The following is a 23,857-nucleotide window of genomic DNA, read 5'->3' on the forward strand; positions in this document are numbered from 1 at the left end:
CGGATTCCTGTTATTGGGTGCTTGTCCGGCTATATGCCGCATGCGGGTGGCGTTGCGCCAGAATAAGAAAAGCGTGGGGCGCATCTTCATGCATTTCCGTCATGGCCCGCCTGCAGGCGGCCGAGTTCCTGTTCCTGAACGCTGGGCAGTCGGTAGCAGCTCAGCCGAAAGACACCTCGCAGCAGCATATCGTTGACGACCGTGAGGTTATTCGTGGCCACGATCATTCGCAGGCGTCGCCGCGATATCTTGACCTGCTCGCCGGCAGTGAAACCTGGGTTGTCGGCAATGTTGCGCAGCGTCGAGAGCGCCATGCCGATCGACCAGCTGCAGAAGCGGCGAATGCCGACCTCAGAGGCGGGAATGCGCAGCGTGTACTCTTGCGCCTGGCGCAGATGATGATGCGCAACGGCCACCAGAAAGCGGATCCCGTCGCGATAGCCGGGATGGTCCTGCCAGTCATGTGTCCGCCTCAGGTCAATGCCACGCGCCTCGAAGACGTCACGCGGGAGCCAGCAAATATTGCGCTGGCGATCATCCCAGACGTCTTTCAGAATGTTGGTCAACTGCAGTCCCTGGCCGAAGGCCAACGACAGGCGCCGAAGCTCTTCGCGCTGGGCGTGGATTTTCGGATTGATGTCGGCGAACAGGCGAGTCAGCATTTCGCCAACGCAGCCAGCAGCCACGTAGCAGTAATCGCGCAGGCTGTCACTGTCTTCGAGCCCATAGGGGTTCTTGAGACGTTCGAAATTCGCCATGCCGTGGCACATGGTGGTTAAGCAATCGCGCAATGCCCTCTGCTGATCGACCGGCAATTCTCCGAAGGCGAGCAGCACGCCGGGTGTCTGAACGATGAGTTCCCGTTCCAGGGGGTCTTGTACCAGCCTGGTATCGAGCAGCGCCTCGGAGAACTTCCGGGCGGCGATGGGGTCACTCAGCCCTTCCAGCAGGCGCTGGTAATGAGCGTCTTTTTCGTCGGGCGCCATGGCGGTGCTATCTTCCACCGTGTCGGCAATACGACACAGGAGATAGGCATTGGTGATCGCCGGGCGCAGGGGCATCGGTAACTGTGGAATGGTCAGAGCAAACGTCCGGGAGACACCGGGCAGCAGCCGGTTCTGTAGGGCGAGCGAGGCAGGCCTCATAGCAGTCTCATCTCCGATGTCGGGAACAGGGTATTTCCCGCTCGAGCCAGATCATGTTGAATGTCTCCGATATCTCGGGATTGGCGTGAAAAAAGCGATGAGCGCTAAAAAAAGGCACATTTTTCCACGAGCATGCAGCTGGGCTATTCTAATCAATTGGCCGCATCAACAGGCGTTAACCAGTCATACACTGAAGGAGGCCGTCGGAATGAAAGCGTACCGGTCCGCCCAGCGACCTGCAACGGCCCCGTTCATGTTACCCCAGCTTTTTCATCAGGGTGTCAGACCGGCCCTTTCTGCTGGTGCGGGGCAGGCGCTGGCCACTGAGACGTGATCAAGCCACCTGATGATCATCAGTTCTCTTGCATTTCTATCTACGGCTTTTCCGGAAAAATGCTGTGCATAAGCGTAGGCGGGCTCATCGACCATCGACAGGCTTTCCCTGTTTGTGATTGGATTGATGGGGAAGGCCAGAGCGGATAGCGGCGCGGTTGTGGCGCTGGTAGTGTGTCGACGATTCAATCGGGAAGGCCTTTAACCAGACGCTGGCAGGGCGTAACCTGATTTTTGAGATCGACAATTCCGTCGTTGAGCTGGGGCTGACCCCATTAAACGCGCTGTTTATTGTTAACGGCACTCTCCATTTTTTTGCGATGCAGTGGCATCAAGGGGTGAGCATGGCTTCTAAAACAGCTTCCAAGACGCTCCCGGAGACGACATCTGAAGCCCCTGTGCAGATCAAACTGGCCAACCCGCGCGGTTTTTGCGCAGGAGTCAACCGGGCAATCGATATCGTCAATCGCGCGCTAGATGTGTTTGGCCCGCCAATTTACGTGCGCCATGAGGTCGTCCACAACCGTTTTGTGGTCCAATCGCTGCGCGAGCGTGGCGCGGTGTTCGTCGAAGAGCTGGATGAAGTGCCGGATGACGTCATCGTGATTTTCTCCGCCCATGGCGTGTCGCGTGCGGTGCAGCAAGATGCAGAACGGCGCGGGCTGAAAGTCTTCGACGCCACCTGCCCATTGGTCACTAAGGTTCACATGGAAGTGCTGCGCTACGCCAAGCGCGGCCAGGAGTGTGTTCTGATTGGCCACGAAGGACACCCCGAAGTGGAAGGCACCATGGGGCGCTACGACACCTCCCATGGTGGCCGCATCTATCTAGTCGAGAATGAACACGACGCGGCCAATCTGGATGTCAAGGATCCCACCCGGCTGGCATTCGTGACCCAGACTACGCTCTCGATGGATGACACCGCCAAGGTTATTGACGTCTTGCGGAATAAATTCCCCGAGATCAGCGGCCCGCGAACGGATGATATTTGCTATGCCACCCAGAACCGCCAAGATGCGGTGCGTGAGTTGGCCGCAGAGAGCGATTTGGTGCTGGTGGTCGGTAGTGCCAATAGTTCCAACTCCAATCGGCTGCGTGAGCTATCAGAGAGCATGGGAAAACCAGCGTACTTGATCGACAGCGCCGAGCAGATCGATGCGAGCTGGCTGGATAACGTGCAGCGCGTGGGTGTCACCGCCGGGGCCAGCGCGCCCGAGGTGCTGGTAAAAGACGTAATTGAACGCTTGAAGTCACTCGGCGCCGCCGCACCAAAAGAACTGGAAGGCCGCGAAGAAACCATCACTTTTTCCATGCCCCGTGAGCTGCATCAGCTGGTAATTGCCAGGAGCTGATGAAAAGGGATCCTACCCAGTTGCAGTGGACACCCCGTTAACGTGGCTCACTACAACGAGGTACCGCATGGCGAAGCAAGCTATCCGAAGGAAGTCGTATATTGCAATTATGGCAGCATCGTTTTATATATTCATGCTGCTTATGTTGTGGCATATTTCATAAAATGATTGACGCAAATAAAGTTTCATTTATCAGGATAAGTCTTTGCTGAGTCGGTCGGATTAAAATGCAGCGGATTTGTACTAGTTGTTAGCATCGATAGGACGGATGATTGATATGCTGGAGCTATTTTTATTCGTAGGGGATGTTGCGCAGAAGCTTCAGGTCAGTCAGCCGCGTGACGTAATGTTTTGGAGGGTCATGTGCACACAGTAGCATTGTTTTTCTTTGCTAATGTATTGTTCTGTCTTGCTTATATGGTTCGTGATATGGCCTATTTGCGCGCCATTACAATTCTTGCAGCGTGTAGTACGCTGCCTTATTTTTATTTTCAAGCAGTACCGCTCTATTCTGCAATGGGGTGGCAGGTGGCTTTTATCGTTATTAATTCCTTTAACCTGATTGTTCTGCTGCTTCATCGCCGCCCCATCAAGCTTAATGAACAGGAGCAATGGCTGCATGAAAGCACACTGCGTTTCCTCAAGCCAAGAAAAATGCGTCGTTTGCTGCGGCTGGCCAAGACCCATGATAGAAAAAAGGGCGAGGTCCTCATCATGAAAGACCAGGAGCTGAATGCGCTGCTGCTTATACTGTCTGGGAGAGCCAGGGTCGAAGCCAACGGCCAGCAACGCGCTATGCTATATCCTGGTGATTTTGTCGGTGAGATGAGCTTTGTCAGCCGCAAGCCTACCAGTGCAGATGTTATTGCTGAAGAGCCACTACGCTATTTAGTGTGGGAGGCTGAAACCCTTGAGCAGTTGTATGTGCGTGACCCCGAAATGAAAGATGCCTTGCAAAGCGCTATTGGCATGGATATGGCGAATAAACTTGCCCGTTGATTGTTGGCCTTGATGTCTGTGTGCCGAACCCAGGAAGATGGCCGAACGAAATGGTTGATTTCCGCTCATCCTGGTACTGGAGGTTATTTACGCTGTCGGCCCCACCAGTAGTGACCAGGCTTCTGTTTCAATAAGCTAATCGTGGTAGGGTGAAGAAAACCTTGAGGAATGTTCGGGCATGGCGTCAAAGGCTCCCATCCATACCCGCAAGCGCTATTGGCACTGGCTGCAGTACGCTGGCGGTCTGCTGATCGTGATGCTGTTGCTTGTCGAGAAAACCGGCCTGTTGCCCTTTCCGTTGTTGGAACGCCTGGAGTGGCAGGCATACGACATGAAGGTGCGCAGCACCTTGTCGGAACAAGCGGACCCCTCACTGGCCATCATCGATATTGATGAACGCAGCCTGTACGAGGTGGGCCAATGGCCATGGCCGCGGGCTACGCTTGCGGATTTGGTGGACACGCTGTTCACCGAGTACGAGGCTGGGTTGCTGGGTATCGATGTGGTCTTCGCTGAACCGGAAACCTCACTATGGCAACAGCACTGGGAGGAGCTCTCCCGCGATTATCCTGCGCTCGGTGAACTGCCGCCGCCTGTCGATGGCGATGAGCAGTTGTCGAACGTCTTGGCGGCCCACCCCGTTGTACTTGGGTACTATTTCCAGGCATCACGCCAACCCAGTGATCCGCCATCTGTCGGGCAGTTGCCCCGCCCCGCAATGGTTGAAGAAACCGACCCACTTCCGTTTCCTGCGCCCGAACGCTATACCGCCAACCTGCCGGTTCTGCAGCAGAGTGCGATGAGTGCGGGGTTTTTCGATAATCCCCGTGTGGACGATGACGGCGTGTTTCGTCGTGTCCCCATGTTGCAGCGCTGGGAGGGGGAGCTTTACCCCAACCTTCCGCTTGCGATGTTGCTCACGCTGCTGGGCGAACCCCCGGTTACACCGGTACTGGGGGAGGGCGCTGGGGTGACACAGCTGGAAGCCCTCGACGCGGGCGGATTTGAAATTCCGGTTGATGGCCGTGGCGCCGCGCTGGTGCCGTGGTACGGACCGCGTGGGCATTTTGACTATTTTTCGGCAGTCGATGTGCTGGAGGGGCGCCTGGAACCGGGGACGCTGGCGGGTAAGACGCTGATACTGGGGGCCTCCGCCCCGGGATTGATGGATTTGCGCTCCACGCCGGTGGGGGGCGTCTATCCCGGGCCCGAGATCAATCTAAGTCTGCTGGCCGGCATGCTGCACCAGAGCATCCACGCCCAGCCGCCGTGGGTACTCGGGTTCGAGCTTGTGAGCCTGGCGGCCCTGGGCATTCTGATGGTGCTGCTCTATCCGCATCTCAATGCGCTGCTGCTGGTCGCAATCAGTAGCGTACTGTTGGCGACGGCGATAGGCGGTAACCTCTGGGCGTGGTACCAGGGTCTTGCATTGCCAGTTGCCGGGTTGCTGGTGCTGCTGGTGGCCCAGTTGATGTGGCACCTGGCGATGAACTTCCTGCGAGAAACCCAGCAGAAGCGCTGGGTGGCCGAGCGCTTCGGGCAGTATATTCCGCCACAGCTGGTGGAGGACATGGTCGATAGCGGCGAAAGCTTCGGGCTGGAAGGAGAGGAGCGTGAACTCACTGTGCTGTTCTCGGATGTGCGCGGCTTTACTGCCTTCTCGGAGGCCATTGCGCCTGCAGAGCTTACTGAGGTGATGAACCGGCTGTTGACGCCCCTGACCGGTGCGATCCATCAGCACCGCGGTACCATCGACAAGTACATGGGCGATGCCATCATGGCGTTCTGGGGCGCACCGCTGCACGACGCGCGACACGCCGAACATGCGCTCGAGGGCGCCTTTGCCATGCTCGACGCGCTCGACGCCGTCAACCGCGAATTCATTGCCGAGGGCAAACCCGCACTGGCAATGGGAGTCGGACTCAATACCGGCCCCATGAGCGTGGGTAACATGGGCTCCAGCTTCCGCATGGCATATACGGTGATGGGCGATAACGTCAACCTTGGCTCGCGCCTGGAGGGGTTGACCAAGGCCTATGGCGTGAGTGTGATCGTCAGCGAAACCACAGCCGAGCGGGTGCCCAACTGGTGTTTTCGGCGCTTGGATAAAGTACGGGTGAAAGGTCGCAGCGCGCCGCTGTGGATTCTCGAACCGCTCGGCCGCCGGGAGGCGCTTGGTGATTCACGGCGCGAGTGGCACGCCGCGTACGAGCAGGCGCTGGAACTCTACCACGCGGCGGAATTCGATTCCTCTGAGGGCGCCTTCAAGGCGCTGACCGACCAGCAAGACGCCCCCACGCAGATGTACCTTGAACGGATCGAGCAGTTCAAGGCAGATCCACCCCCATCCGACTGGGATGGGGTATGGACCCATACGGAGAAGTGAGGATTATTCCGGAATGCCTTCGTTGAATCGCTCGAAGACGCCGGTACCGCTGTAGTTGCCGATATCGCCCCAGGCTTCAATCAGGCTCATTATGGCGGTAGCTTCTGCACCAATATATCGGCCTGTTAACCTTCCCTCATCGAAGCAGCCGCTAGCCTCGCAGTTCGCATGCTCAAGCGGGATTTCAGTGAGATTGAAAGACTCCCCGGCTCCCCATAGCGTGCCAAAGTCATCCAGGAGAATCTCAATCTCAATACCCTCCATGTTGGAAAGCGTAATAGAACTGTCGCTGAGAATGGGTATGACATCGCCTCCCTCGGTGGACACCAGGCCAGTGCCACCCACCCAGCTAAAGGTGACGAACGTCTCTCCCAAATCATCAATCACCTCTGGACTTAGCGTCGGGCTTAGTAAGTCTGAAAGTTCATCGGAGGCAGCGATAAAGACCACCGACTCCGGCAATACATCGGTAAAGCCATCCAGAGTCACTTCCTGGCCGCTTTCCCAGTAGCCCCAAACCACTTCGCCCGAGTCATTAGCCGTTTCAATCACGGTCGACCCCTGAGCAGTAGGCGGGGTATTGGAATCATATAGAGAGCCTATAAAGTCAGTTCCGGCTGCTGTGGTTAGGGTGTTTTCAAAAGCAACGGGCTCAAAGTCTATCCAGCGCTCTGGCTTAGGCTCGCGTCCAAAACCGAGGCTGCCGTAGCCACTGCGGGCGCCATCATCAATTTCGACATAGAGGTTGCCGATCACACCGTCGACAGTGCCAGCTTCTTCGTCACTACCAAAAGTGCCGAGAAAGCGAGAAGTAAAATAGCCGCCGCTAACAGGAGTCGGTGACTCAGGATCTATAGATTCGGGAGTCAACTCACCACCATCATCGCCGAATAGCAAGCGCTGTGAACCTTCATCGCCATCGAAGAAGAAATTTTCTAGCCACTGACTCGCCTGAGCAAGATAGACGTTACCGGAATCATCAATAAGATAAAAACGGGCCTGGGCATGGAGTTGTGGCACGAACGTATCTAACCCCTCTACGTATGCCAGAGAGAACGTCGAGTCATCGCGGACTGAGAGTGTGCCGTCGTTGGCGGTAATTTCTCCGGGAGTGACTAGAGAAAAGTCGACGCGGTTCAGTGGGTCGTGTGGCGCTTCAGGGTCCAGTCTGGCTAAGTTTTCAATAAACTGGGCAGGGCTGTCTATGTTGTCAATGTCGAGGGTCTGGTTACTACCGATATAGTGGAGGTCGCCCACGTTGCCTAGCGGTGTCAGCAGGGTTTCACCATCACTGCTTAGCTGCGCAACATCCTCGCTGGCCCAGCGGCCCCAATAGATTACTGTGGTGCTATCTGTGGTGGCATCACGTTCGCTGAGTGATATCACTTGAAAGTCCCCTGACGCCGCATCCGCACGGGTTTGAAGGCGCTCATCATTAATTTCAGCTGAGCGCAGGCGACTGTTCCAGCGGGTGGCGTCTGGGGAGAGCACTTGATCATTCTCGCCGGTGGTGAGCATGAGCTTTCCGCTCTCACCAAGCAGGCTTTCATCGCTACCGCTAACGCCTTGTTGGAGCATTGTATCGGTATCTTCAAAGCCGATTTGTTGGGCTGGCTCGGGTTCCGGTTCTGGCTCGGGTTCCGGTTCGGGCTCAGGTTCCGGTTCGGGCTCAGGTTCCGGTTCGGGCTCAGGTTCCGGTTCGGGCTCAGGTTCCGGTTCGGGCTCTGGTTCGGGCTCTGGTTCGGGCTCTGGTTCGGGCTCAGGCTCTGGCTCAGGCTCTGGCTCTGGTTCGGGTTCGGGCTCAGGTTCGGGCTCGGGCTCCGGTGTGGACACTATGCGCTCCTCGGCATCACGCTCTATCTCGATCAGTTGCTCATCGGTGCCGGATTCACTCAAGGTGGCCTGCAGATCCGTCGTGTCCAGTGGTATCAGCGCTAAATCGTCGAAAAACGTGCCCTGTGTGGCAGCCGTATCGGTAGGGGCGTCCGGGTCGGTAGGTGTGGTGCCGCCTTGTGACGCCGGCGTTGGCGATGCGGTGTCATCTTCCTCGCGGCCCTGGGGCATGCTCTCATCCAACTGCTCGAAAATACTGACACCACCGGGTACCAGACGCGGCGGTTCACCCCGTTCCGGGGAGAAAAAGACCTGGCCGGGTCGCACCAGGGTTTCACCGGCGTCGGTGGACATGACCAGTAGTCCGCTTTCCACGTATAGATAACTGCCGGCTTCGACGCCGGGCGGGGAAGGGCTCCCTTCCTCGGGAATATGCAGCATCTGGAAGCTGGTGCCGCGAATGCCCATGGTGGCGACCGGTGTGCTGTTAGTGACATTGTTCGGCGCGTTTCGACCAATGGCTCCAGTGATGGCACGCAAGCCGCCGCGCACAAGTTCGCCACTCTGGGCGGACTCTTCCGGGCTATCGTCATCGAGCTCATAGCGCTCGAGCGTGTAGGTGCTGCCTGGGCGAATGGCCTTGGTGCCGCCATCGCTGTAGCGCAGCTGCAGCGTGCTGGCATCGGCGGTATGGAAGGTGTCACCGGCAAAGAAGTCGGCACCGCGCTCAGCGGCTAGGCGCTCGCCATTGCGTTCGATGGTGGCGTCACCGTGAATGAACATGACTTGCCCGGCAGGCGTATCTGCATAGGCGAACACGGGCAGCAGCGCGAAACCGCCGACACTCAGGGACATGAAGCATGACAGGGGGGGCTTGGGGAAGTGACTCATGACCGGCTCCGTCAGAAAAGGTAGCGAATGCCGACTTGTGTCTGGCGGCGGCGGTTATCAAAGAAGTCGACCGACGAACGTCGGCGCTCGACATCGGCACTGGCTTCCACCAGCCAGTCGCTGCTGAGCTGGTAAAGCCAGGTGAGGCGCGCCTGCCAGATGCGGTCGCGGCGCTGAATGGCGTAAAAATCATTGAAGCGTGCGAAGCCATCGTCTTGATAGGTGCGCACGCGATGATTCAGGTCGGCGCGCAAAAGTTGACGGTCGCCGATGGGGTAGTCTATGCCGCCACCCAGACGAAGCTGGGTCAAGTCGCCCCCCTCGCGGTCGTCGTTGGCCCACTCGTGTTCGATCTGGGCAACCAGGCGTGTGCGCCATGCCGAGTGTCGGCTGTTGAGTTGAATGCCAAGCAGGCCGGTATCGTGGTCGTTTCTCGCTTCACTATAGCGGTTGTGCTGCGCGCCCAACTGCCATCTCAGCTCGCTATCGAGCCCAATGGGTTGGCTCAGTTCCGCGTGGCTGCCCCAGCGAGTCAGCAGTCGGTCCTGGCTGCGCCCACTCCAGCCCTGCAGCGCAGAGCCCCGCAGCGTAAAGACACGCTGGTGAGGCAGATCGCGTTGGTAGCCCAATTGGGCCTGCGCCAGGGTAAGGTCGTAATCCTGAGCTGATTCCTGGGTGTAGCGCTGCGCCTGGCCCACGGCATTGATTAGCCAGCGTGACTGCTCGTCCACTGGGAATGTCCCTTGGTAGCTCCCTTCTAACCGCTGGTATGTGCTGGAATCAGGGCTGAATACCTGCTCATCCAACCGAGACAGGTCGCCATCGGGTACCAGTCCCATCTCGCTCAGCGCTTCAATCGCGCTACGTAAGCTCGGTTGCAATGGATCAATCGCGACCTCACTGGGAAACCGCTGGGGGTTAGTGTCGTAGCCGATGTCGATGCCAAAACGCCCCTGATGTTTCGGGCTGTCTTCCACGTGCCGGCGCTGCGTGATTACGGCTTGAAACCGAGCGATCGCTGCCTGTGCTTCAGGGGGCGGCGAGAGTGCCTGCAGGCGCTCGATCTCACGCTCTGCGGCGGCACGCTGGTCGAGTTGCAATAGCGCCGCCACACGCTCCATGCGGGCACCTGCGTGGCTTGGTTGTCGGAGAATTACGCGGTCCAGCGCGATCAGGGCGTGGCTTGGCGACCCGGCACGTAGAGCGGCCACGCCCAGCCAGTAATCGAATTCAGGTTCTCCACCGTGTTCAAGTTCAAGTCGTTGAAGCTGGTCGTAGGCGGCCAGATGTTCGCCTTGTTCGAGGGCCTGGCGGGCTTCATTGAGATCGGCTTGATACGCCAAGGCGTTTGAGCAGAGCAGTACGAAGAGAACACTCGCCCAGGAGGCGATCCGGGCCGGCGAGAACGTGAAAATGCGCCTCATGATGGAAGGCTCCAGGTCAATGTATCGGGTAGCGCATGCTGCAGTTCGGTAAAAATCTGCTCGCGAAGGCCAGGCTTCAGGTGGGTGACCCAGAGCGTCTTGGGAGGTGAATCGAGCGTGGCAAGCAGTGCCGCAAGGCGTTGTGGCGTCAAGTGGCACGCGATTTCGGCTAGGTCATCAAGGTGGTTGGCAAAGGCGCACTCGATGACCAGGCAGTCGAGGGCGCCTAACCGATTGAGTGATGTTGTCACGCTGACATCCAGGCCGGTGTCGCCACTGAAAGCAAATTTCATTGTGTCGTCACTCACCAGGTAGCCGCATGCGGGCACACTGTGGGAGACGGGAAAGGGGGTGATGGTTAGTGGCTCTCCCTCATCAGTGGGGAGCGTGAGGGATTCCCATGGGCTTAGGGGGGAAAAGCGCAATACGGCTTTCTCGGAAGAGGGCAGCACGCTGAAGTCCGGCCAGATGGCGTCATTGAAGACATGCTGCTTGAGTGTCTCGATCACCTGGGGCAGTGCGTAGACAGTCAGGGCTTTCCCTTGCTCGATCATTCTTTCGTATTGGGTGTCGATGAGCAGAGGCAGGCTTGCAATGTGATCGAGATGGGCATGGGTGAGGAGCACGCTATCGATACGTGCCATCTGGGCCGGGGTGAGTTGCTGGGCGCCGGTGCCAGCATCCAATAGCAGGTTAGGCGCGAGCAGGAAAGCGGTAGTGCCTTCCCGGCTTTCCATTCCGCCGCTGGCCCCGAGTGTTTGAATGTGCATTGTCTCTGTCCGTAAGCGATGGTTGTCAAATCAGCACTATCGAAGGCACCATCGCTGCCTTAAGAGGGAGGCCAATTGAATGAGGCTTTCTTTCCATGTTGTCAGCTGAAGTCAAGCCCTAGGCTATACGGAATGATCGGTGAGTGTCGAGTTATAGGGATGGAGCTCTGTGAGATCGTGGGAGAGCGCTCCTTTCGGGCAAGCTCAATGCTCTCCTGGCACCAGTTTGCCTCTTGAGTCAAGGCGTATCAGGTGGAGTTCGCGGGGCCATTTTTGCAGTGTCTCGATCGTTGCTGCGAGCGTAGTGGCTACCATCGATTGGCGGAAAAGGGCGCTGAGTTCCGTATCACCGACATTCAGCATTAACGGCTTTCATCGCCGTTTTCCGCTTTGCGAAACTTCGGCCCCAACGGTCCGAGCCATAGCCAAACCTGAAGCACGATGAGTATTGGCAGCAGCCACGTGGGTGCGCCGGTGGTTGAGGCGAGGACATAAAAGATCATGTAGGCGGTAATTCCGGCGATCAGACCCACGACCGGAAACATGAACGGACGCTCGTAGCCGGGCCGGCGGGTAAGACGGAACAGCGAGCCGGTAAAGGCACCGAAGGTGGCGGCCATGGCGAAGTGAAGCAGGATCTCTTGCATTGGAATCTCATTGTCTTGTGAGCGATCGACCGTTGTGAGCAGCGTAGCGTGTTCGCCATGGTAAGGGCATTACGACCTTGGACTAGCCACCTGTCGACGCTGACGCGGATCTGATTTCCATCCCCCTGAACCGTGCCTCATCCTGATGTCCCATTTTGACCGTTGTGTAATGGAATGGTGAAAATGACCAATCGTGGTCTAGGCTTTGGGTGATCCGACGCCACCTTGGGGTGATTCTGGCCTTTGCCTTTCATCCTCGATCTTGCATTCCCGTTGGACTGCATGGTCCAGCGCTCGCGCAACACGTGAGCCGACAAGAACCAAGAATCCTGACAAAGGAGCCGACCAAAATGAGCGCAATCATCTTATTGGTTCTGGGTCTTGCCGCGATGGCAGCGGGGTACTTCCTGTACTCCAAGTTCATCGCCGAGAAGATCTACCGCCTGGACCCGGACTTCAGGACGCCCGCCCACGAGTACGAAGATGGCGTCGACTTCGTGCCAACCAATCGCTTCATCCTCTGGGGGCATCACTTCACCTCGGTGGCCGGGGCGGCTCCCATCGTGGGGCCCGCTATCGCCGTGATCTGGGGCTGGCTTCCGGCCTTTCTCTGGGTGGTCTTCGGGACCATCTTCTTTGCCGGTGTACATGACTTCGGCGCCATCTGGGCCAGCGTGCGCAACAAGGCGAAGTCCGTCGGGGCCTTGACCGGTGACGTGGTCGGCAAGCGCGCCCGCAGCATCTTCATGATCGTCATCTTCCTCGTGCTGCTGATGGTCAATGCGGTATTCGCCGTGGTGATCGCGGGCCTGATGATGAACTTCTCCAGCGCCGTGGTGCCGGTATGGGGCGCCATCCTGGTGGCGTTGATCATCGGGCAACTGATCTATCGTCGCGTGCTGAGCCTGCCCATGGTTTCGATCATCGGGGTCATTGCGCTCTATGCCCTGATCGGCATCGGACCCTCCGTGCCGTTGCAGATGCCAGCCGAGGTGGGCGGGCTTTCCGGCAATGCGGTATGGATTCTGATCCTTTTTGCCTATGCGGCCATCGCCTCGCTGCTGCCGGTGTGGGTTTTGCTGCAGCCCCGCGACTACATCAACGGGCTACAGCTGTTCATCGGCCTGATCGTGCTGTACGGCGCAATCGTGCTGCTCAACCCGACCCTGGTGGCGCCGATGGTCAACGACAACGTGCCCGCCGGGACGCCCTCGATGCTGCCGCTGCTGTTCGTCACCATCGCCTGTGGTGCCATCTCGGGTTTCCATGGCCTGGTCTCCTCCGGCACGACTTCCAAGCAGCTCAACAAGGAAACCGACGCGCGCTTCGTGGGCTATTTTGGGGCGGTGGGCGAAGGCATGCTGGCGCTGGCCGCGATCCTTGCCGCCACCGCCGGTTTTGCCACCTTTGCCGATTGGGAAGCCATGTACACCGCCTTCGGAGCGGGTGGCGTCACGGCGTTCGTGGAAGGCGGAGCCTTCATGATCCACAACGGCCTTGGCCTGCCGGAAGCGACGGCCGCGACCCTGCTCACGGTGATGGCGGCGCTGTTTGCCGGCACCACCATGGATACCGGGCTGCGCCTGCAGCGCTATATCTTTCAGGAGTGGGGCGAGATATATAACCAGCCCTGGATGAAGAAGAACGTGCCGGCAACGCTGCTGGCGGTGGGTAGCTGCCTGCTGCTGGCCTTTGGTGCCGGTGGCGCCGACGGCACCGGTGGCATGATCATCTGGCCGCTCTTCGGCACCACCAACCAGCTGCTTGCCGGCCTGACGCTGCTGGTCATCACCGTGATGCTGGTGCGCCTGCGTCGTCCCATGTGGTACACGCTGGTGCCGCTCTGCTTCCTGCTGGTAATGACCATAGCGGCCCTGTTGATCCAGCTGCGCACCTTCTTCGAGCAGGGCAACTATTTCCTGCTGGTTGTCGATATCGTGGTGCTGATTGCCGCGATCATGGTGGCAATGGAGTGCGCGTCGGCCCTCAAGCGTTCGCGGGCCGAGATGGCTGAGCAGGGCGACAATTGACAGTGGAGGAGCAGCGTATGCACGACGATCATGGCAGCGGTCATGATCCTCGTCTCGAACGGATTCGGGCCTGGCTCGGCCAGGCCCGTTTCTTCGCGGAGGAGGTCTACTCTTCGCGCTACCGCGGTGCAATTGCCCGGGCACGGCGAGACGAAGACGACCTGTTCATGCTGCTGGTGTTCTCCGAGATGATGGGCGTACCCAATCCCGCCGCCTACTACACCCTGGAGCTCCAGCCGCTATTGCTCGAGCGCTTCCACGACTGGCACTGTCGCATGGGCATGGAGCGCTCGCCGCTGGATCATTTCAAGTGCTGTTAGGCACATGTTGAGAAAAGCATGCCAAGAGGCCCGGGGACAGGTCATAGAGGAGGTCATTTGCCATGGATGGCAAATGTAGCGTCCAGGGAAGGATTCACAGCGCCTCCTCAATGACCTTTGTCGTCGGGGCTCACCTCGGCATCGGCCAAAGGCTGAGAATGCATGAAGGATCTTCTAGATAAACGCCTGCTCTGGGTCGGCGGCAAGGGCGGTGTCGGCAAGACCACCGTGGCCGCCTCGCTGGCGGTGCTGGCGGCGCGGCGCGACCGCCGCGTGCTGGTGGTTTCCACCGACCCGGCGCACAGCCTGGGCGACGTCTTCGACCGTGAACTGGGCGACACCCCGCGTCGGCTGCTGCCGAACCTGGATGCCATGGAGATCGACCCGGACATCGAGGTCGAAGCGCACCTGTCCCGTGTCACCGAGCAGATGCGCCGCTATGCCGCGCCGGAGATGATGAAGGAACTCGAGCGGCAGATGCGTTTGACGCGGCAGTCGCCCGGCACCCAGGAGGCCGCGCTGCTGGAGCGACTCTCGCGACTGGTGACTGACGACGAGGCGCCCTATGACCTGATCATTTTCGATACCGCGCCCACCGGCCATACGCTGCGGCTGCTGACGCTGCCGGAGGCGATGGCCGCCTGGACCGATGGGCTGCTGTCCCATAATCGCAAGTCCGAAGAGTTGGGCAAGGTCCTCTCGCACCTGACGCCCAGGCGTGGCCGCGATGTGGCGACCCCCTTCGACGACCCTCAGGAAGATCCGCTGAGCGACCTGGATGAGAAGACCCGGGATGTGGCTCGCACCCTGATCGACCGGCGGCGGCTGTTTCATCGCGCACGTCGACGGATCGAAAATCCGGAAGAGACGAGCTTTCTGTTCGTCATGACACCGGAGCGACTGCCGATCCTGGAGACGGTGCGTGCCGTCGAGGCGCTGGAGGCAGCCAATATTCCGGTGGCCGGTACCCTGGTCAATCGGGTGATACCCGATGATGCCGATGGGGAGTTCCTGCGTGCTCGTCGCGAGCAGGAGGCTACCTATCTGGCACGTATCGATGACCAGCTGACAAGACTGCCACGCCCGCGCCTTCCCTGGCTGCCCACCGACGTGCAGGGAATCGACGTCCTCGAAGGGCTGGCCGATCGACTGGAGGCGCTGGGTTTTTGAGGGGTTTTGTTGCTGCTACAGCGGCAGCCTGTCGCGCATGGCTAGCCAGGCGCGACCCAACCACTCGTTCAGTGCCCGGGTACTCTGATTGAGGTGATACGCCCGCGGTATCCAGGCGTGCCACCCCTGTGGCGGCGGGCTGGTGAATTCCGTCGGCGCAGGGATGACGGTCAGCCCGGCGGCTTCGAACTCCGCCACGGCACGGGGCAGGTGCCAGGCCTGGGATACCAGTACCACATGGCTGATATCCGCGGCGAGCAACATGTCGGCGCTGAAGCGGGCGTTCTCGGTGGTATTTCGGCTCTCGCCCTCCATCCAGTGAACCGGCACGTCGAAGACCTCGCGCAGCGCTGCCGCCATCAGGCTGGCTTCGGCGCTGTGCTCGTCATGCACACGGCCACCGCTGACCAGTATTGGCAAGTCGGTGCCACGATGCAGATGCGTCCCGTAGGCAAGGCGTCGCCAGGTGGCGTTGGCGGGGGCATCGCCCCAATCGAATTCCGGGGCATTGTAGTCACGGCCGCCGCCCAGGATCACGATGGCCTGTGCGGTCTCCAGCTGGCTGGGCAACGGTACGGGGTAGGGCTCCAAACCCTGGCGCAGGGCGTGGCTGGCCAGAGGGGTAGCGAGAGCGAGCAGCCCGACCAGGCCCAGCATTGCCAGCAGTGCGCCAAGCAGACGCCGAAGCCCGAGCATCAGCCCGAGCAATACCAGCAGCACATTGATGGTGGGGGGCAGCAGCAGGAGTTTGAGTAGGCTCATGTCGATCTCCGGCGAGTTCAGGCGTCGCTGAGCAGTTCCAGTCGGCGGCTGGGCCAATGAACAATGGCGGTGCGCCGGATCATGCGCTTGGCCAGTTTTGGATGTTCGCGGGCAATGACCTGGGTGGCGAACTCCGCGAGAAAGTGGGATTTCATTTCGGCTCGAGCACGGTCCACGCCGACCTCCTGGTAGGGGGTCGAGGCCAGCAGGAGAAAGCCGTCATCGGGAATGCGGCCGGTTTTCATATTCGCATCGATAATGGCGGCAGCGGTGCCGATGGGCTCCGAAAGATCCGGACTATAGGGTCCGACGATCAGTGCGGTATTGGGCAGGTGGAGGAAGTCGAAGCCACGGCCCACGCAGATTACCCACTCTCTATGCTCGATATCGAGCTTGCGGGGGACGCCTCGAAGCGAGTCCACATGCTGTAGGTTGCCTTCCAGTAGTGGCAGCAGGTCGCGACGAATATCGGAAGGCATGTCGGGGCACAGGGCGGCGACCCGGCGGTCAAGGTCGCTGGAATCGGCCAGGCTCAGTTCGCCGATGTCGAGACGGGTATCGGTATTGCCATGCACGATCAAGGCGTCGCCGTCGGTTTCGAAGCCACAGACCAGGGGATAGACATGGCGGTGGTCATGGCCGAAGAGTTGCTCGGCCTGGGCACGGATCGCTCGGGCATGGGCCAGGGCCGCCTCGGCGTCACAGTCAAAGCCAGCACAGCCGCGTTTTTTCTCGCCCCGCGAAAAGTGGTAGGTGATGATCATCAGGACCCCATGGCCGCTGTGGGTCGCTTCGTAAACCGTGTCGGTCAGCATGTCACCCAGATAGGGCCAGCCGAGATTAAAGATGCCGCCAAGGTTACGGAAGGGCGTGATGATCCCCAGCGGGGTGCGGGTGGCATGAGGAAGATGAATGCGGCCATCCATGCATTTCATCACCACAATACGGGTGGGATGTGCCGCCAGATAGCGCTCTCGAGCCAGCCCGGCAGAGGGGCTGCAGAAGGTGTCGGCGTGCTCCCGGGAGAGGGAGAGCAGGGCCTCGATTCGTTCTTGAATGGGGCGGTCGTGGATGCGCATGGAGCGGCTCGATAGTTGTTGTTGTCGACTTGCCGAGTGGCTATCGTCCAACAGCTTGCGCGAATATGCAAAGCCGCCCTTGGTCGCAGATGGCTCAGGCGATGTCGACCTTGTCCTTGAATTCGCAGAGATCCTCGATGACACAGCTGCCGCAGCGCGGCTTGCGTGCCACGCATGTGTAGCGTCCGTGCAGGATCAACCAATGGTGGGCATCCTGCAGGAACTCCCGGGGGACATGACGCAGTAGCTTCTTTTCCACCTCTACCACATCCTTGCCCTTGGCAAGGCCGGTGCGATTCGACACCCTGAAGATGTGCGTGTCTACGGCAATGGTAGGTTCGCCAAAGGCGGTATTGAGGATCACGTTCGCGGTCTTGCGGCCGACGCCGGGCAGCGCTTCCAGGTCGGTACGGGTTTTCGGGACTTCGCCGCCATGCTGTTCGACCAGTATGCGGCAGGTCTTCATCAGGTTCTCGGCCTTGGTGTTGTACAGGCCAATTGTCCTGATGTGCTCCTTGAGCCCATCGATACCGAGATCGAGTATCGCCTGCGGCGTATTGGCCACCGGGAACAGCCTGGCGGTGGCCTTGTTCACACCGACGTCCGTGGCCTGGGCAGAGAGCAGCACCGCCGTGAGCAGCTCGAAAGGAGTCGACCAGTGCAACTCCGTGGTGGGCTCCGGGTTGTGCTCGCGTAATCGTGTGAAGATCTCTAGGCGTTTCTGGGCATTCATCTCGGACGATTCTCAGGTGGTCAGCGTGCGGGCGTGTTGTCCAGGGAAGTGCGGGCATCGTCGAGCAGTCTGGTTGCCTGTGCTACTCGATCCTGGGCCATCGCGATCGCCTCGGCAGTGTCCTGTCGCTCGGCATGGGCCAACTGCTGCCTGGCGCGGCGCAGGGCCTGTTCGGCAGCGTTGACGGCCATCTGGCGTTGACGTCGCTCGGGCCGGTTGTCAGCACTGCTACGGCTGGTGCGAGAGGTTTGGCGGATCAGGCGGCGCTGGCGTTCCAGGCGCTTCTCACGTGCCTGCCTTGTCAGGCGCCGATTGCGCGCCTCGAAGCGCCGTCGCCCCTTGCGAGCCCGGGAATCCAGATAGCCTTGCCTGTCCGCTTCGCTGTCGGCGGCAAGCCAGTCGGGATGGGGTAGCAGATCGATGCAGTCGACCGGGCATGGCGCGACGCACAGTTCGCAGCCGGTACACTCTGCGGCGAGGACCGTATGCATGCGCTTGGCTGCGCCGAGGATGGCGTCTACGGGGCAGGCCTGGATGCACTTGGTGCAGCCGATGCACTCCGCCTCGCGGATCCAGGCGACCAGGGGGGGCTGGGCCGGCTGGTCGAGGGGCAGCGGGGGGCGGCCTGTCAACTGGGCAAGCTGCGTCACGGTTTGCTGGCCCCCGGGAGGGCAGAGGTTGATCGCCTCGCCGTCAGCAATGGCCTCGGCGTAGGGGCGACAGCCCGGATGGCCACACTTGCCGCACTGCGTCTGCGGCAACAGGGCGTCGATGGCTTCAATCAGCGTTGAGTCGCCCCTCACTTTTTCTCCTGATGACTACGGTGAATCGAGGGGGCCTATTATATGCCCCAGGGCACCTGGGGCATACCGCCTGGAATCAACCCGTTCTTACAGGAAGCTGCATGGGCGATTGGCGCTAGCGTTCGATGCTGCTGGTCTGATCCTGGGCCTGGTAAGCCGCTACTCGGTTCCGCCCGCCGGCCTTGGCCTGGTACATGGCTTGGTCGGCGGCGCGCATGATATCGCTCGGCGTCGACAGGTTGTCCTGCCTGGCGGCAACCCCGATGCTGACTGTCACGTAGGGGCTGGTTGGGGAGTACTCATGGGGCAGCCCCAGTGAATTGATTGCCTTCAGCAGCTCGTTGGCATGGTCCAGTGCTTCATTCAGTGAGGTGCCGGGCATCAGGATGCTGAACTCCTCGCCTCCGGTGCGGGCGGCCAGAAACCGGTGAGAGGCCAAGTGGCCTTGCATGAATTCAGCAAGTGTGGACAGGCAATCATCGCCGGCAAGGTGGCCGTAGTGATCGTTGTAAAGCTTGAAATGGTCGATATCGATCATCAAGGTGGCTACCTGCGTGCCATGGGTCTGTGCCTGATGCATGGTCTGTTTGAGTTGTTCATCGAACAGGCGGCGGTTGGCAAGTCCGGTCAGCGAATCATGTTGTGACAATTCGAGCAGAAGGGTGGATTGCTGGTACTGATGGTCGAGCAGGTGGCGAAATTCCTGGGCCAGGGTGCCGATCTCGTCGTGCCGCTTCAGCAACGAGGCTGGCATGGGAGAAGGCGTCGTATCGAGATGCAGTCGCTGGGTATAGCTTGAGAATTGGCGAAGGGGGGCCAGTACGATGCTCTCGAGCAGCCACAGCACCACCAGCAGTGTCAGGACCAGTACCCCGCTGGTCCAGTAGAGCGCAAAGCGAAAGGTCTCCAGGCTGGCCTGGTAACGCTGGCGCGGGAGAGTCGCATCGATGCGAACCAACCGGTCGTCGGGCATGGCGTCGACCGCTCGGCTTGCCGCCATGTGAGTCGCTGAAACCCGCTCCAGGCTTTCGTGGACTGCTTCGTTCTCCGCTGCGATGCTGGTCAGGTGCAGATCGATGCCGGTTGTGTCGCGGAGCTGTTCAAGCCACGGCGCCGAAAGGGGGCGCACCATCATCAGCCAGCCGGCCGAGGGAGACGTTTCCCGGCTCTGGTAGATGCCCGACATGGCCGCCATGGCGAGCCCGGGCTGGGCGAGTAGCCAGGTTTGTGACGCTTCGTCTTCGCTGTCGAGTCTGGCTTGCAGGTAGTCGATGTAGGTAGTGGCCCAGTCGCAGGGGGGGGCGGTGTCGGGGCAGGACGTGAACTCGCCATCCTCGTCATAGCCCGCTACCCAGCTGGGCTGGTTGCGGACATCGAGAAAGATCATCATCTTGAGATCGAGGGTTTCCAGGGTACTTTCATAGATGTTGGAGTCGGTATACTCCGGGCGCTGACCCTGGACGAAGTCGTAGGTATCGTCCCACCATGCCCAGTCCTCCACCAGGCGCCGCATATGGTTAAGTTCGCTGCCCAGGGTACGCTCGACCCGATCGAGTTCGCCGCTGGCATACTGCTCCTCGTCCTCCAGCAGGATCGGCATGATCTGGTAGCGTGCCACCAGTATCAGCGCCAGCAGCGCGAAGCACAGCACGCCGCCGAGAGCGAGGAAAAAGCGGTGGCGGAGTGACGAGAAGGGTGGGGTCATGGCACACGCCTGAGGCTTAATTGTTGTTAGAGATGTTTGTTAGCAGTTATATCGGCCGCTAACGGTCGAGCTTGAATTAGGCGAGGCAGGCGAACGATGCGCGGCAGGGCCGCGCATCGAGCGGGTGGTTATTTCACGCGCTGGCCGGGTTCGGCACCCGAATCCGGCGACAGCAAGTAGATGCCGTCGTCGTTGCCCGCAGCGAGGACCATGCCCTCCGAGATGCCGAAGCGCATCTTGCGCGGGGCCAGGTTGGCGACCATGACCGTCAGTCGGCCCTCCAGTGCCTCCGGGGCGTAGGCTGCACGTATGCCGGCAAACACGGTGCGGCTCTCGCCGCCCAGGTCCAGGGTCAATTGCAGGAGCTTGTCGGCTCCCTCGACATACTCGGCCTTGGCGATACGGGCTATGCGGAGATCCACCTTGGCGAAGTCGTCGAAAGTGATCTCAGGGGCGATGGGATCATCGGTCAGCGGCCCCTTGGGGGCATTCTTGAGCTTCTGTTCTTCCACCAGATCCTCCTTCGAGGCCTCGATCATGGCATCGATACGATCACGTTCCACGCGGGTCATCAACGGCTTGAACTTGGCAATCTCGTGGCCCAGGAGCACGTCGTGACGGCTATGCCAGTCGAGCGTGTCGAGTTGCAGGAACTGCCTCGCCTCTTCCGCCATGGCCGGTACCACCGGCGCCAGGTAGACCATCAACTGGCGAAACAGGTTGAGGCCCACCGAGCAGATATCGAGTACTTCCTGCTCGCGATCCTCCTGCTTGGCCAGTACCCACGGCTCCTTCTCGGCGATGTAGGTATTGGCCTCGTCGGCCAGATCCATCACCTTGCGGATCGCCCGGCCGAATTCCCGGGCCTCGAAATCGTCTGCGATACCGTCACCGGCGGCGATGAAGCGTGCCACGAGTTCAGGCTCAGCGCAGTGAGCTGATAGCGCTCCCCCCCCCAGTTTCTTGACGAAGCCGGCGCAGCGGCTGGCGATATTGACCACCTTGCCCACCAGGTCCGCGTTGACGCGAGCGGCGAAGTCCTCGAGGTTCAGGTCGAGGTCGTCGACCCGCGAGGTCAACTTGGCGGCAAAGTAGTAGCGCAGGTACTCGGGGTTGAGCTGCTCTGCATAGGTGGCAGCCTTGATGAAGGTGCCGCGCGACTTCGACATCTTGGCACCGTTGACGGTGACGAAGCCGTGGCAGTTCACTGCCGTGGGGGTGCGGAAGTCGGCGCCGTGGAGCATGGCGGGCCAGAACAGCGCATGGAAGTAGACGATATCCTTGCCGATGAAGTGGTAGACCTCGGCCTTGCTGTCCTTCTTCCAGTAGGCGTCGAAGTCGATGCCCTCGCGGTCGCACAGGTTCTTGAAGCTGGCGAGATATCCGATCGGGGCATCGAGCCAGACATAGAAGTACTTGCCCGGTGCATCGGGAATCTCGAAGCCGAAATAGGGGGCATCGCGGGAGATATCCCACTCGTTGAGGCCGGACTCGAACCACTCCTGCAGCTTGTTACCGATCTGGGTCTGGACATGGTCGCTGCGGGTCCAGCGCTTGAGGAAGTCGGCGAAGTCCGGCAGCTTGAAGAAGTAGTGGGTAGAACTGCGAACTTCCGGAGTGGCGCCGGAGATTGCCGATACCGGATTGATCAGTTCAGCGGGGGTGTAGGTGGCACTGCAGACCTCGCAGTTGTCGCCGTACTGGTCCTCGGCGCCGCATTTGGGACAGGTGCCCTTGATGAAGCGATCGGCCAGGAACAGCCCCTTGACCGGATCATACATCTGCTCGATATCGCGGGTGGCGATATGCCCCTTGTCGCGCAGGCGAGTGTAGATCAGCTCACTGAAATAGCGGTTCTCGTCGGAATGGGTCGAGTGATAATTGTCGAACGCCACGCCGAAGCGGGCAAAGTCCTGCTGGTGTTCGCGGGAGACCCTTTCGATCAGTGCCTCGGAGGTGATGCCTTCCTGCTCGGCACGCAGCATGATGGCGGTGCCATGGGCATCGTCGGCGCACACATAATGGCACTCGTGGCCACGGCTTTTCTGAAAGCGTACCCAGATGTCCGTCTGGATGTACTCCAGCAGGTGGCCAAGGTGAATCGAGCCGTTGGCGTAGGGCAGGGCACTGGTGACCAGGATCTTGCGCGGGGCGCTTGCGTTGTTCGACATATCGGCTCTGATATTTCCAGGAAAAACAGTCCCCGATTGTAGCCCTGTTGGAACATGACTGCACCCGGTCGGTGGGATCGGCAAATGGATCGCACACGACTGGTCGTCCTGCACTAGGCTGACACTGGACTCGCTGCCAAGGAGGCTCGCTTGGATCCGATCTTCTTCGACGCTCCTGATGCCCTGCTACGCACGGTGGTACTGGGCGTGCTGGGTTATGCCAGCCTGGTGATCCTGCTGCGCATATCCGGACGTCGCACCCTATCGAAAATGAACGCCTTTGACCTGGTCGTGACAGTGGCACTGGGCTCGGTGCTCGCCACCGTCATGCTCAGCAAGGACGTCACCCTCGCCCAGGGGGTGTTGGCTTTCGCGCTTCTCGTTGGCATGCAGTACCTCGTGACCTGGACCAGCGTACGCTGGCGCTGGGTACGGCGACTGGTCACCGGCGAGCCGGCACTGCTCTTCTTCCGTGGCGACTATCTGTCGAACGCCTTGGTGAAGGCTCGCGTGACCCGGGAGGAGTTGCGTGCAGCTGCCCGGGCAGCCGGAGTGGCCGATATCAGCGAGATCGAGGCTATCGTCCTGGAAACCGATGGCTCATTCAGCGTGCTGGGCCAGCGAGCAAGGAGCGATCGGTCTAGCCTGGAGGGAGTGGCAACGCCAGGGGCTGCCGAACGGCGCCCATAAGGTGTTGATTAGCGGATTAGCGTCTTTCCCAAGGCTGGTTTAGAATGTCTGCATCTGGTGGAGTTCATGGATTGAGCCTGCTAGATCTTTTCGCATCGCTCGTTACGCATCATCCATGAAACGATTGCTTTTGAGGATGATACGATGAAACTGCGACTCTCAGCTCTTTCCCTTCTTCTGATAGCTGCCCTGCTGGTGGGCTGCGGCACCAATGCCGTGGCGCCGCGCTATACCAGCGAAAATCCCGATATCATGCGGATCGGCAACGACCGCCCGGCGGATCCTGAACGAACTGTCGAGGATCTCGGCTCCTACTGCGTGGAAGTTACCGAGAGCTGGAATTCCCATGGCAGAACGCCAGACGGCCAGACCCTGTGGGCCAAGAACACCAGTCGCGCCGTTGTGCCTTGCGACTGAATCGGGGGTCACCTTTTATTGGTTCTGCATCAATAAAGGCTCAAGTAATTCCCACAAAGGCCGAAGTCTGCTTTATACGTGTGTGGAGCGCGCCGTTTCATTGATTCGGCACGTTCCCCATACAGCAAGTTTAAGCATATCTCTCGAGGGCCTATCAACGGTGCATTCAGACGCGGCCGAAAACTCTCCAGTTTCTG

The 23,857-nt window shown here is 59.8% G+C and carries 19 protein-coding genes; 8 read left to right on the forward strand and 11 right to left on the reverse strand.

All coding sequences use genetic code 11. The features are described 5' to 3' along the window. Positions 1-86 precede the first annotated feature (86 nt). Complete coding sequence (locus tag KZO25_RS15775; protein ID WP_223137695.1) at positions 87-1,145, reverse strand: phytoene/squalene synthase family protein; 1,059 nt, start codon at positions 1,143-1,145, stop codon at positions 87-89. 677 nt (positions 1,146-1,822) lie between these two features. Here KZO25_RS15775 and ispH point away from each other — a divergent pair. The 3 genes from ispH to KZO25_RS15790 all read left to right on the forward strand — a co-directional run bounded on the left by ispH (position 1,823) and on the right by KZO25_RS15790 (position 6,215). Beyond that, complete coding sequence (gene ispH, locus KZO25_RS15780; protein ID WP_223137696.1) at positions 1,823-2,830, forward strand: 4-hydroxy-3-methylbut-2-enyl diphosphate reductase; 1,008 nt, start codon at positions 1,823-1,825, stop codon at positions 2,828-2,830. Between the two features lie 363 nt (positions 2,831-3,193). Further along, the gene (locus tag KZO25_RS15785) at positions 3,194-3,829 is read left to right on the forward strand and encodes a popeye domain-containing protein (RefSeq protein ID WP_223137697.1); all 636 of its coding nucleotides are present in this window, start codon (positions 3,194-3,196) and stop codon (positions 3,827-3,829) included. Positions 3,830-4,007: 178 nt separating this feature from the next. Then, entirely contained in the window at positions 4,008-6,215 is a 2,208-nt protein-coding gene (locus KZO25_RS15790) for a CHASE2 domain-containing protein (RefSeq protein WP_223137698.1), read from the forward strand. Positions 6,216-6,218: 3 nt separating this feature from the next. Here the strand turns inward: KZO25_RS15790 and KZO25_RS15795 are convergent, their stop codons facing one another. From KZO25_RS15795 to KZO25_RS15810, 4 genes are all read right to left on the reverse strand, one after another. Beyond that, the gene (locus KZO25_RS15795; protein WP_223137699.1) at positions 6,219-8,939 is read right to left on the reverse strand and encodes a FecR family protein; all 2,721 of its coding nucleotides are present in this window, start codon (positions 8,937-8,939) and stop codon (positions 6,219-6,221) included. Between the two features lie 11 nt (positions 8,940-8,950). Then, complete coding sequence (locus KZO25_RS15800) at positions 8,951-10,363, reverse strand: hypothetical protein (protein WP_223137700.1); 1,413 nt, start codon at positions 10,361-10,363, stop codon at positions 8,951-8,953. Then, a complete protein-coding gene (locus KZO25_RS15805) occupies positions 10,360-11,133 on the reverse strand; it encodes a 3',5'-cyclic-nucleotide phosphodiesterase (protein WP_223137701.1) in 774 nt (257 codons plus the stop codon). Before KZO25_RS15805 ends, KZO25_RS15800 begins: the two co-directional genes overlap by 4 nt. A 362-nt stretch (positions 11,134-11,495) precedes the next feature. After that, a complete protein-coding gene (locus KZO25_RS15810) occupies positions 11,496-11,780 on the reverse strand; it encodes a hypothetical protein (protein WP_066448286.1) in 285 nt (94 codons plus the stop codon). Between the two features lie 350 nt (positions 11,781-12,130). On the opposite strand from KZO25_RS15810, the gene KZO25_RS15815 reads away from it, so the two are divergent. The 3 genes from KZO25_RS15815 (at position 12,131) to KZO25_RS15825 (ending at position 15,300) form a co-directional block, all read left to right on the forward strand. Further along, positions 12,131-13,810, forward strand: coding sequence for a carbon starvation protein A (locus KZO25_RS15815; protein ID WP_223137702.1), 1,680 nt, complete (start codon positions 12,131-12,133; stop codon positions 13,808-13,810). Positions 13,811-13,827: 17 nt separating this feature from the next. Next, on the forward strand, positions 13,828-14,130 hold the full coding sequence (locus KZO25_RS15820; protein ID WP_066445353.1) for a cory-CC-star protein: 303 nt from the start codon (positions 13,828-13,830) through the stop codon (positions 14,128-14,130). Between the two features lie 162 nt (positions 14,131-14,292). Next, on the forward strand, positions 14,293-15,300 hold the full coding sequence (locus KZO25_RS15825) for an ArsA family ATPase (RefSeq protein ID WP_223137703.1): 1,008 nt from the start codon (positions 14,293-14,295) through the stop codon (positions 15,298-15,300). 15 nt (positions 15,301-15,315) lie between these two features. Here the strand turns inward: KZO25_RS15825 and KZO25_RS15830 are convergent, their stop codons facing one another. The 6 genes from KZO25_RS15830 to metG all read right to left on the reverse strand — a co-directional run bounded on the left by KZO25_RS15830 (position 15,316) and on the right by metG (position 22,553). Then, positions 15,316-16,062 (reverse strand): YdcF family protein, encoded by a 747-nt coding sequence (locus KZO25_RS15830; protein ID WP_223137704.1) that lies wholly within the window; start codon positions 16,060-16,062, stop codon positions 15,316-15,318. A gap of 17 nt (positions 16,063-16,079) precedes the next feature. Continuing rightward, positions 16,080-17,141: a carboxysome shell carbonic anhydrase gene (locus KZO25_RS15835; RefSeq protein ID WP_223137705.1), complete on the reverse strand. Its 1,062-nt coding sequence runs from the start codon at positions 17,139-17,141 to the stop codon at positions 16,080-16,082. A 94-nt stretch (positions 17,142-17,235) separates the two neighbouring features. Beyond that, the gene (nth, locus tag KZO25_RS15840) at positions 17,236-17,874 is read right to left on the reverse strand and encodes an endonuclease III (RefSeq protein WP_223137706.1); all 639 of its coding nucleotides are present in this window, start codon (positions 17,872-17,874) and stop codon (positions 17,236-17,238) included. A 20-nt stretch (positions 17,875-17,894) separates the two neighbouring features. Beyond that, positions 17,895-18,677 carry an electron transport complex subunit RsxB gene (gene rsxB, locus KZO25_RS15845; protein ID WP_223137707.1) on the reverse strand — a complete coding sequence of 261 codons (783 nt, stop codon included), beginning with the start codon at positions 18,675-18,677 and terminating at the stop codon, positions 17,895-17,897. 115 nt (positions 18,678-18,792) lie between these two features. Next, positions 18,793-20,382 (reverse strand): diguanylate cyclase, encoded by a 1,590-nt coding sequence (locus KZO25_RS15850; RefSeq protein WP_223137708.1) that lies wholly within the window; start codon positions 20,380-20,382, stop codon positions 18,793-18,795. Positions 20,383-20,510: 128 nt separating this feature from the next. After that, positions 20,511-22,553 (reverse strand): methionine--tRNA ligase, encoded by a 2,043-nt coding sequence (gene metG / locus KZO25_RS15855; RefSeq protein WP_223137709.1) that lies wholly within the window; start codon positions 22,551-22,553, stop codon positions 20,511-20,513. A 150-nt stretch (positions 22,554-22,703) separates the two neighbouring features. Between metG and KZO25_RS15860 the strand changes: the two genes are divergently transcribed. Together KZO25_RS15860 and KZO25_RS15865 are read left to right on the forward strand one after the other, a co-directional pair. Next, entirely contained in the window at positions 22,704-23,243 is a 540-nt protein-coding gene (locus KZO25_RS15860; protein ID WP_223137710.1) for a DUF421 domain-containing protein, read from the forward strand. A gap of 144 nt (positions 23,244-23,387) precedes the next feature. Beyond that, positions 23,388-23,660: a hypothetical protein gene (locus KZO25_RS15865; RefSeq protein WP_223137711.1), complete on the forward strand. Its 273-nt coding sequence runs from the start codon at positions 23,388-23,390 to the stop codon at positions 23,658-23,660. Positions 23,661-23,857 lie beyond the last annotated feature (197 nt).

It is taken from the genome of Halomonas sp. ANAO-440, from assembly GCF_019915905.1.
Lineage (GTDB): Bacteria > Pseudomonadota > Gammaproteobacteria > Pseudomonadales > Halomonadaceae > Halomonas > Halomonas chromatireducens.

Coding starts and splice junctions, on each gene's coding strand:
- KZO25_RS15805 (WP_223137701.1), bottom strand. CDS start 11,133: ATGCACATTCAAACACTCGGGGCCAGCGGCGGAATGGAAAGCCGGGAA.
- ispH (WP_223137696.1), top strand. CDS start 1,823: ATGGCTTCTAAAACAGCTTCCAAGACGCTCCCGGAGACGACATCTGAA.
- KZO25_RS15795 (WP_223137699.1), bottom strand. CDS start 8,939: ATGAGTCACTTCCCCAAGCCCCCCCTGTCATGCTTCATGTCCCTGAGT.
- nth (WP_223137706.1), bottom strand. CDS start 17,874: ATGAATGCCCAGAAACGCCTAGAGATCTTCACACGATTACGCGAGCAC.
- KZO25_RS15815 (WP_223137702.1), top strand. CDS start 12,131: ATGAGCGCAATCATCTTATTGGTTCTGGGTCTTGCCGCGATGGCAGCG.
- KZO25_RS15820 (WP_066445353.1), top strand. CDS start 13,828: ATGCACGACGATCATGGCAGCGGTCATGATCCTCGTCTCGAACGGATT.
- KZO25_RS15810 (WP_066448286.1), bottom strand. CDS start 11,780: ATGCAAGAGATCCTGCTTCACTTCGCCATGGCCGCCACCTTCGGTGCC.
- KZO25_RS15865 (WP_223137711.1), top strand. CDS start 23,388: ATGAAACTGCGACTCTCAGCTCTTTCCCTTCTTCTGATAGCTGCCCTG.
- KZO25_RS15830 (WP_223137704.1), bottom strand. CDS start 16,062: ATGAGCCTACTCAAACTCCTGCTGCTGCCCCCCACCATCAATGTGCTG.
- KZO25_RS15790 (WP_223137698.1), top strand. CDS start 4,008: ATGGCGTCAAAGGCTCCCATCCATACCCGCAAGCGCTATTGGCACTGG.
- KZO25_RS15825 (WP_223137703.1), top strand. CDS start 14,293: ATGAAGGATCTTCTAGATAAACGCCTGCTCTGGGTCGGCGGCAAGGGC.
- KZO25_RS15775 (WP_223137695.1), bottom strand. CDS start 1,145: ATGAGGCCTGCCTCGCTCGCCCTACAGAACCGGCTGCTGCCCGGTGTC.
- KZO25_RS15835 (WP_223137705.1), bottom strand. CDS start 17,141: ATGCGCATCCACGACCGCCCCATTCAAGAACGAATCGAGGCCCTGCTC.
- KZO25_RS15800 (WP_223137700.1), bottom strand. CDS start 10,363: ATGAGGCGCATTTTCACGTTCTCGCCGGCCCGGATCGCCTCCTGGGCG.
- KZO25_RS15850 (WP_223137708.1), bottom strand. CDS start 20,382: ATGACCCCACCCTTCTCGTCACTCCGCCACCGCTTTTTCCTCGCTCTC.
- metG (WP_223137709.1), bottom strand. CDS start 22,553: ATGTCGAACAACGCAAGCGCCCCGCGCAAGATCCTGGTCACCAGTGCC.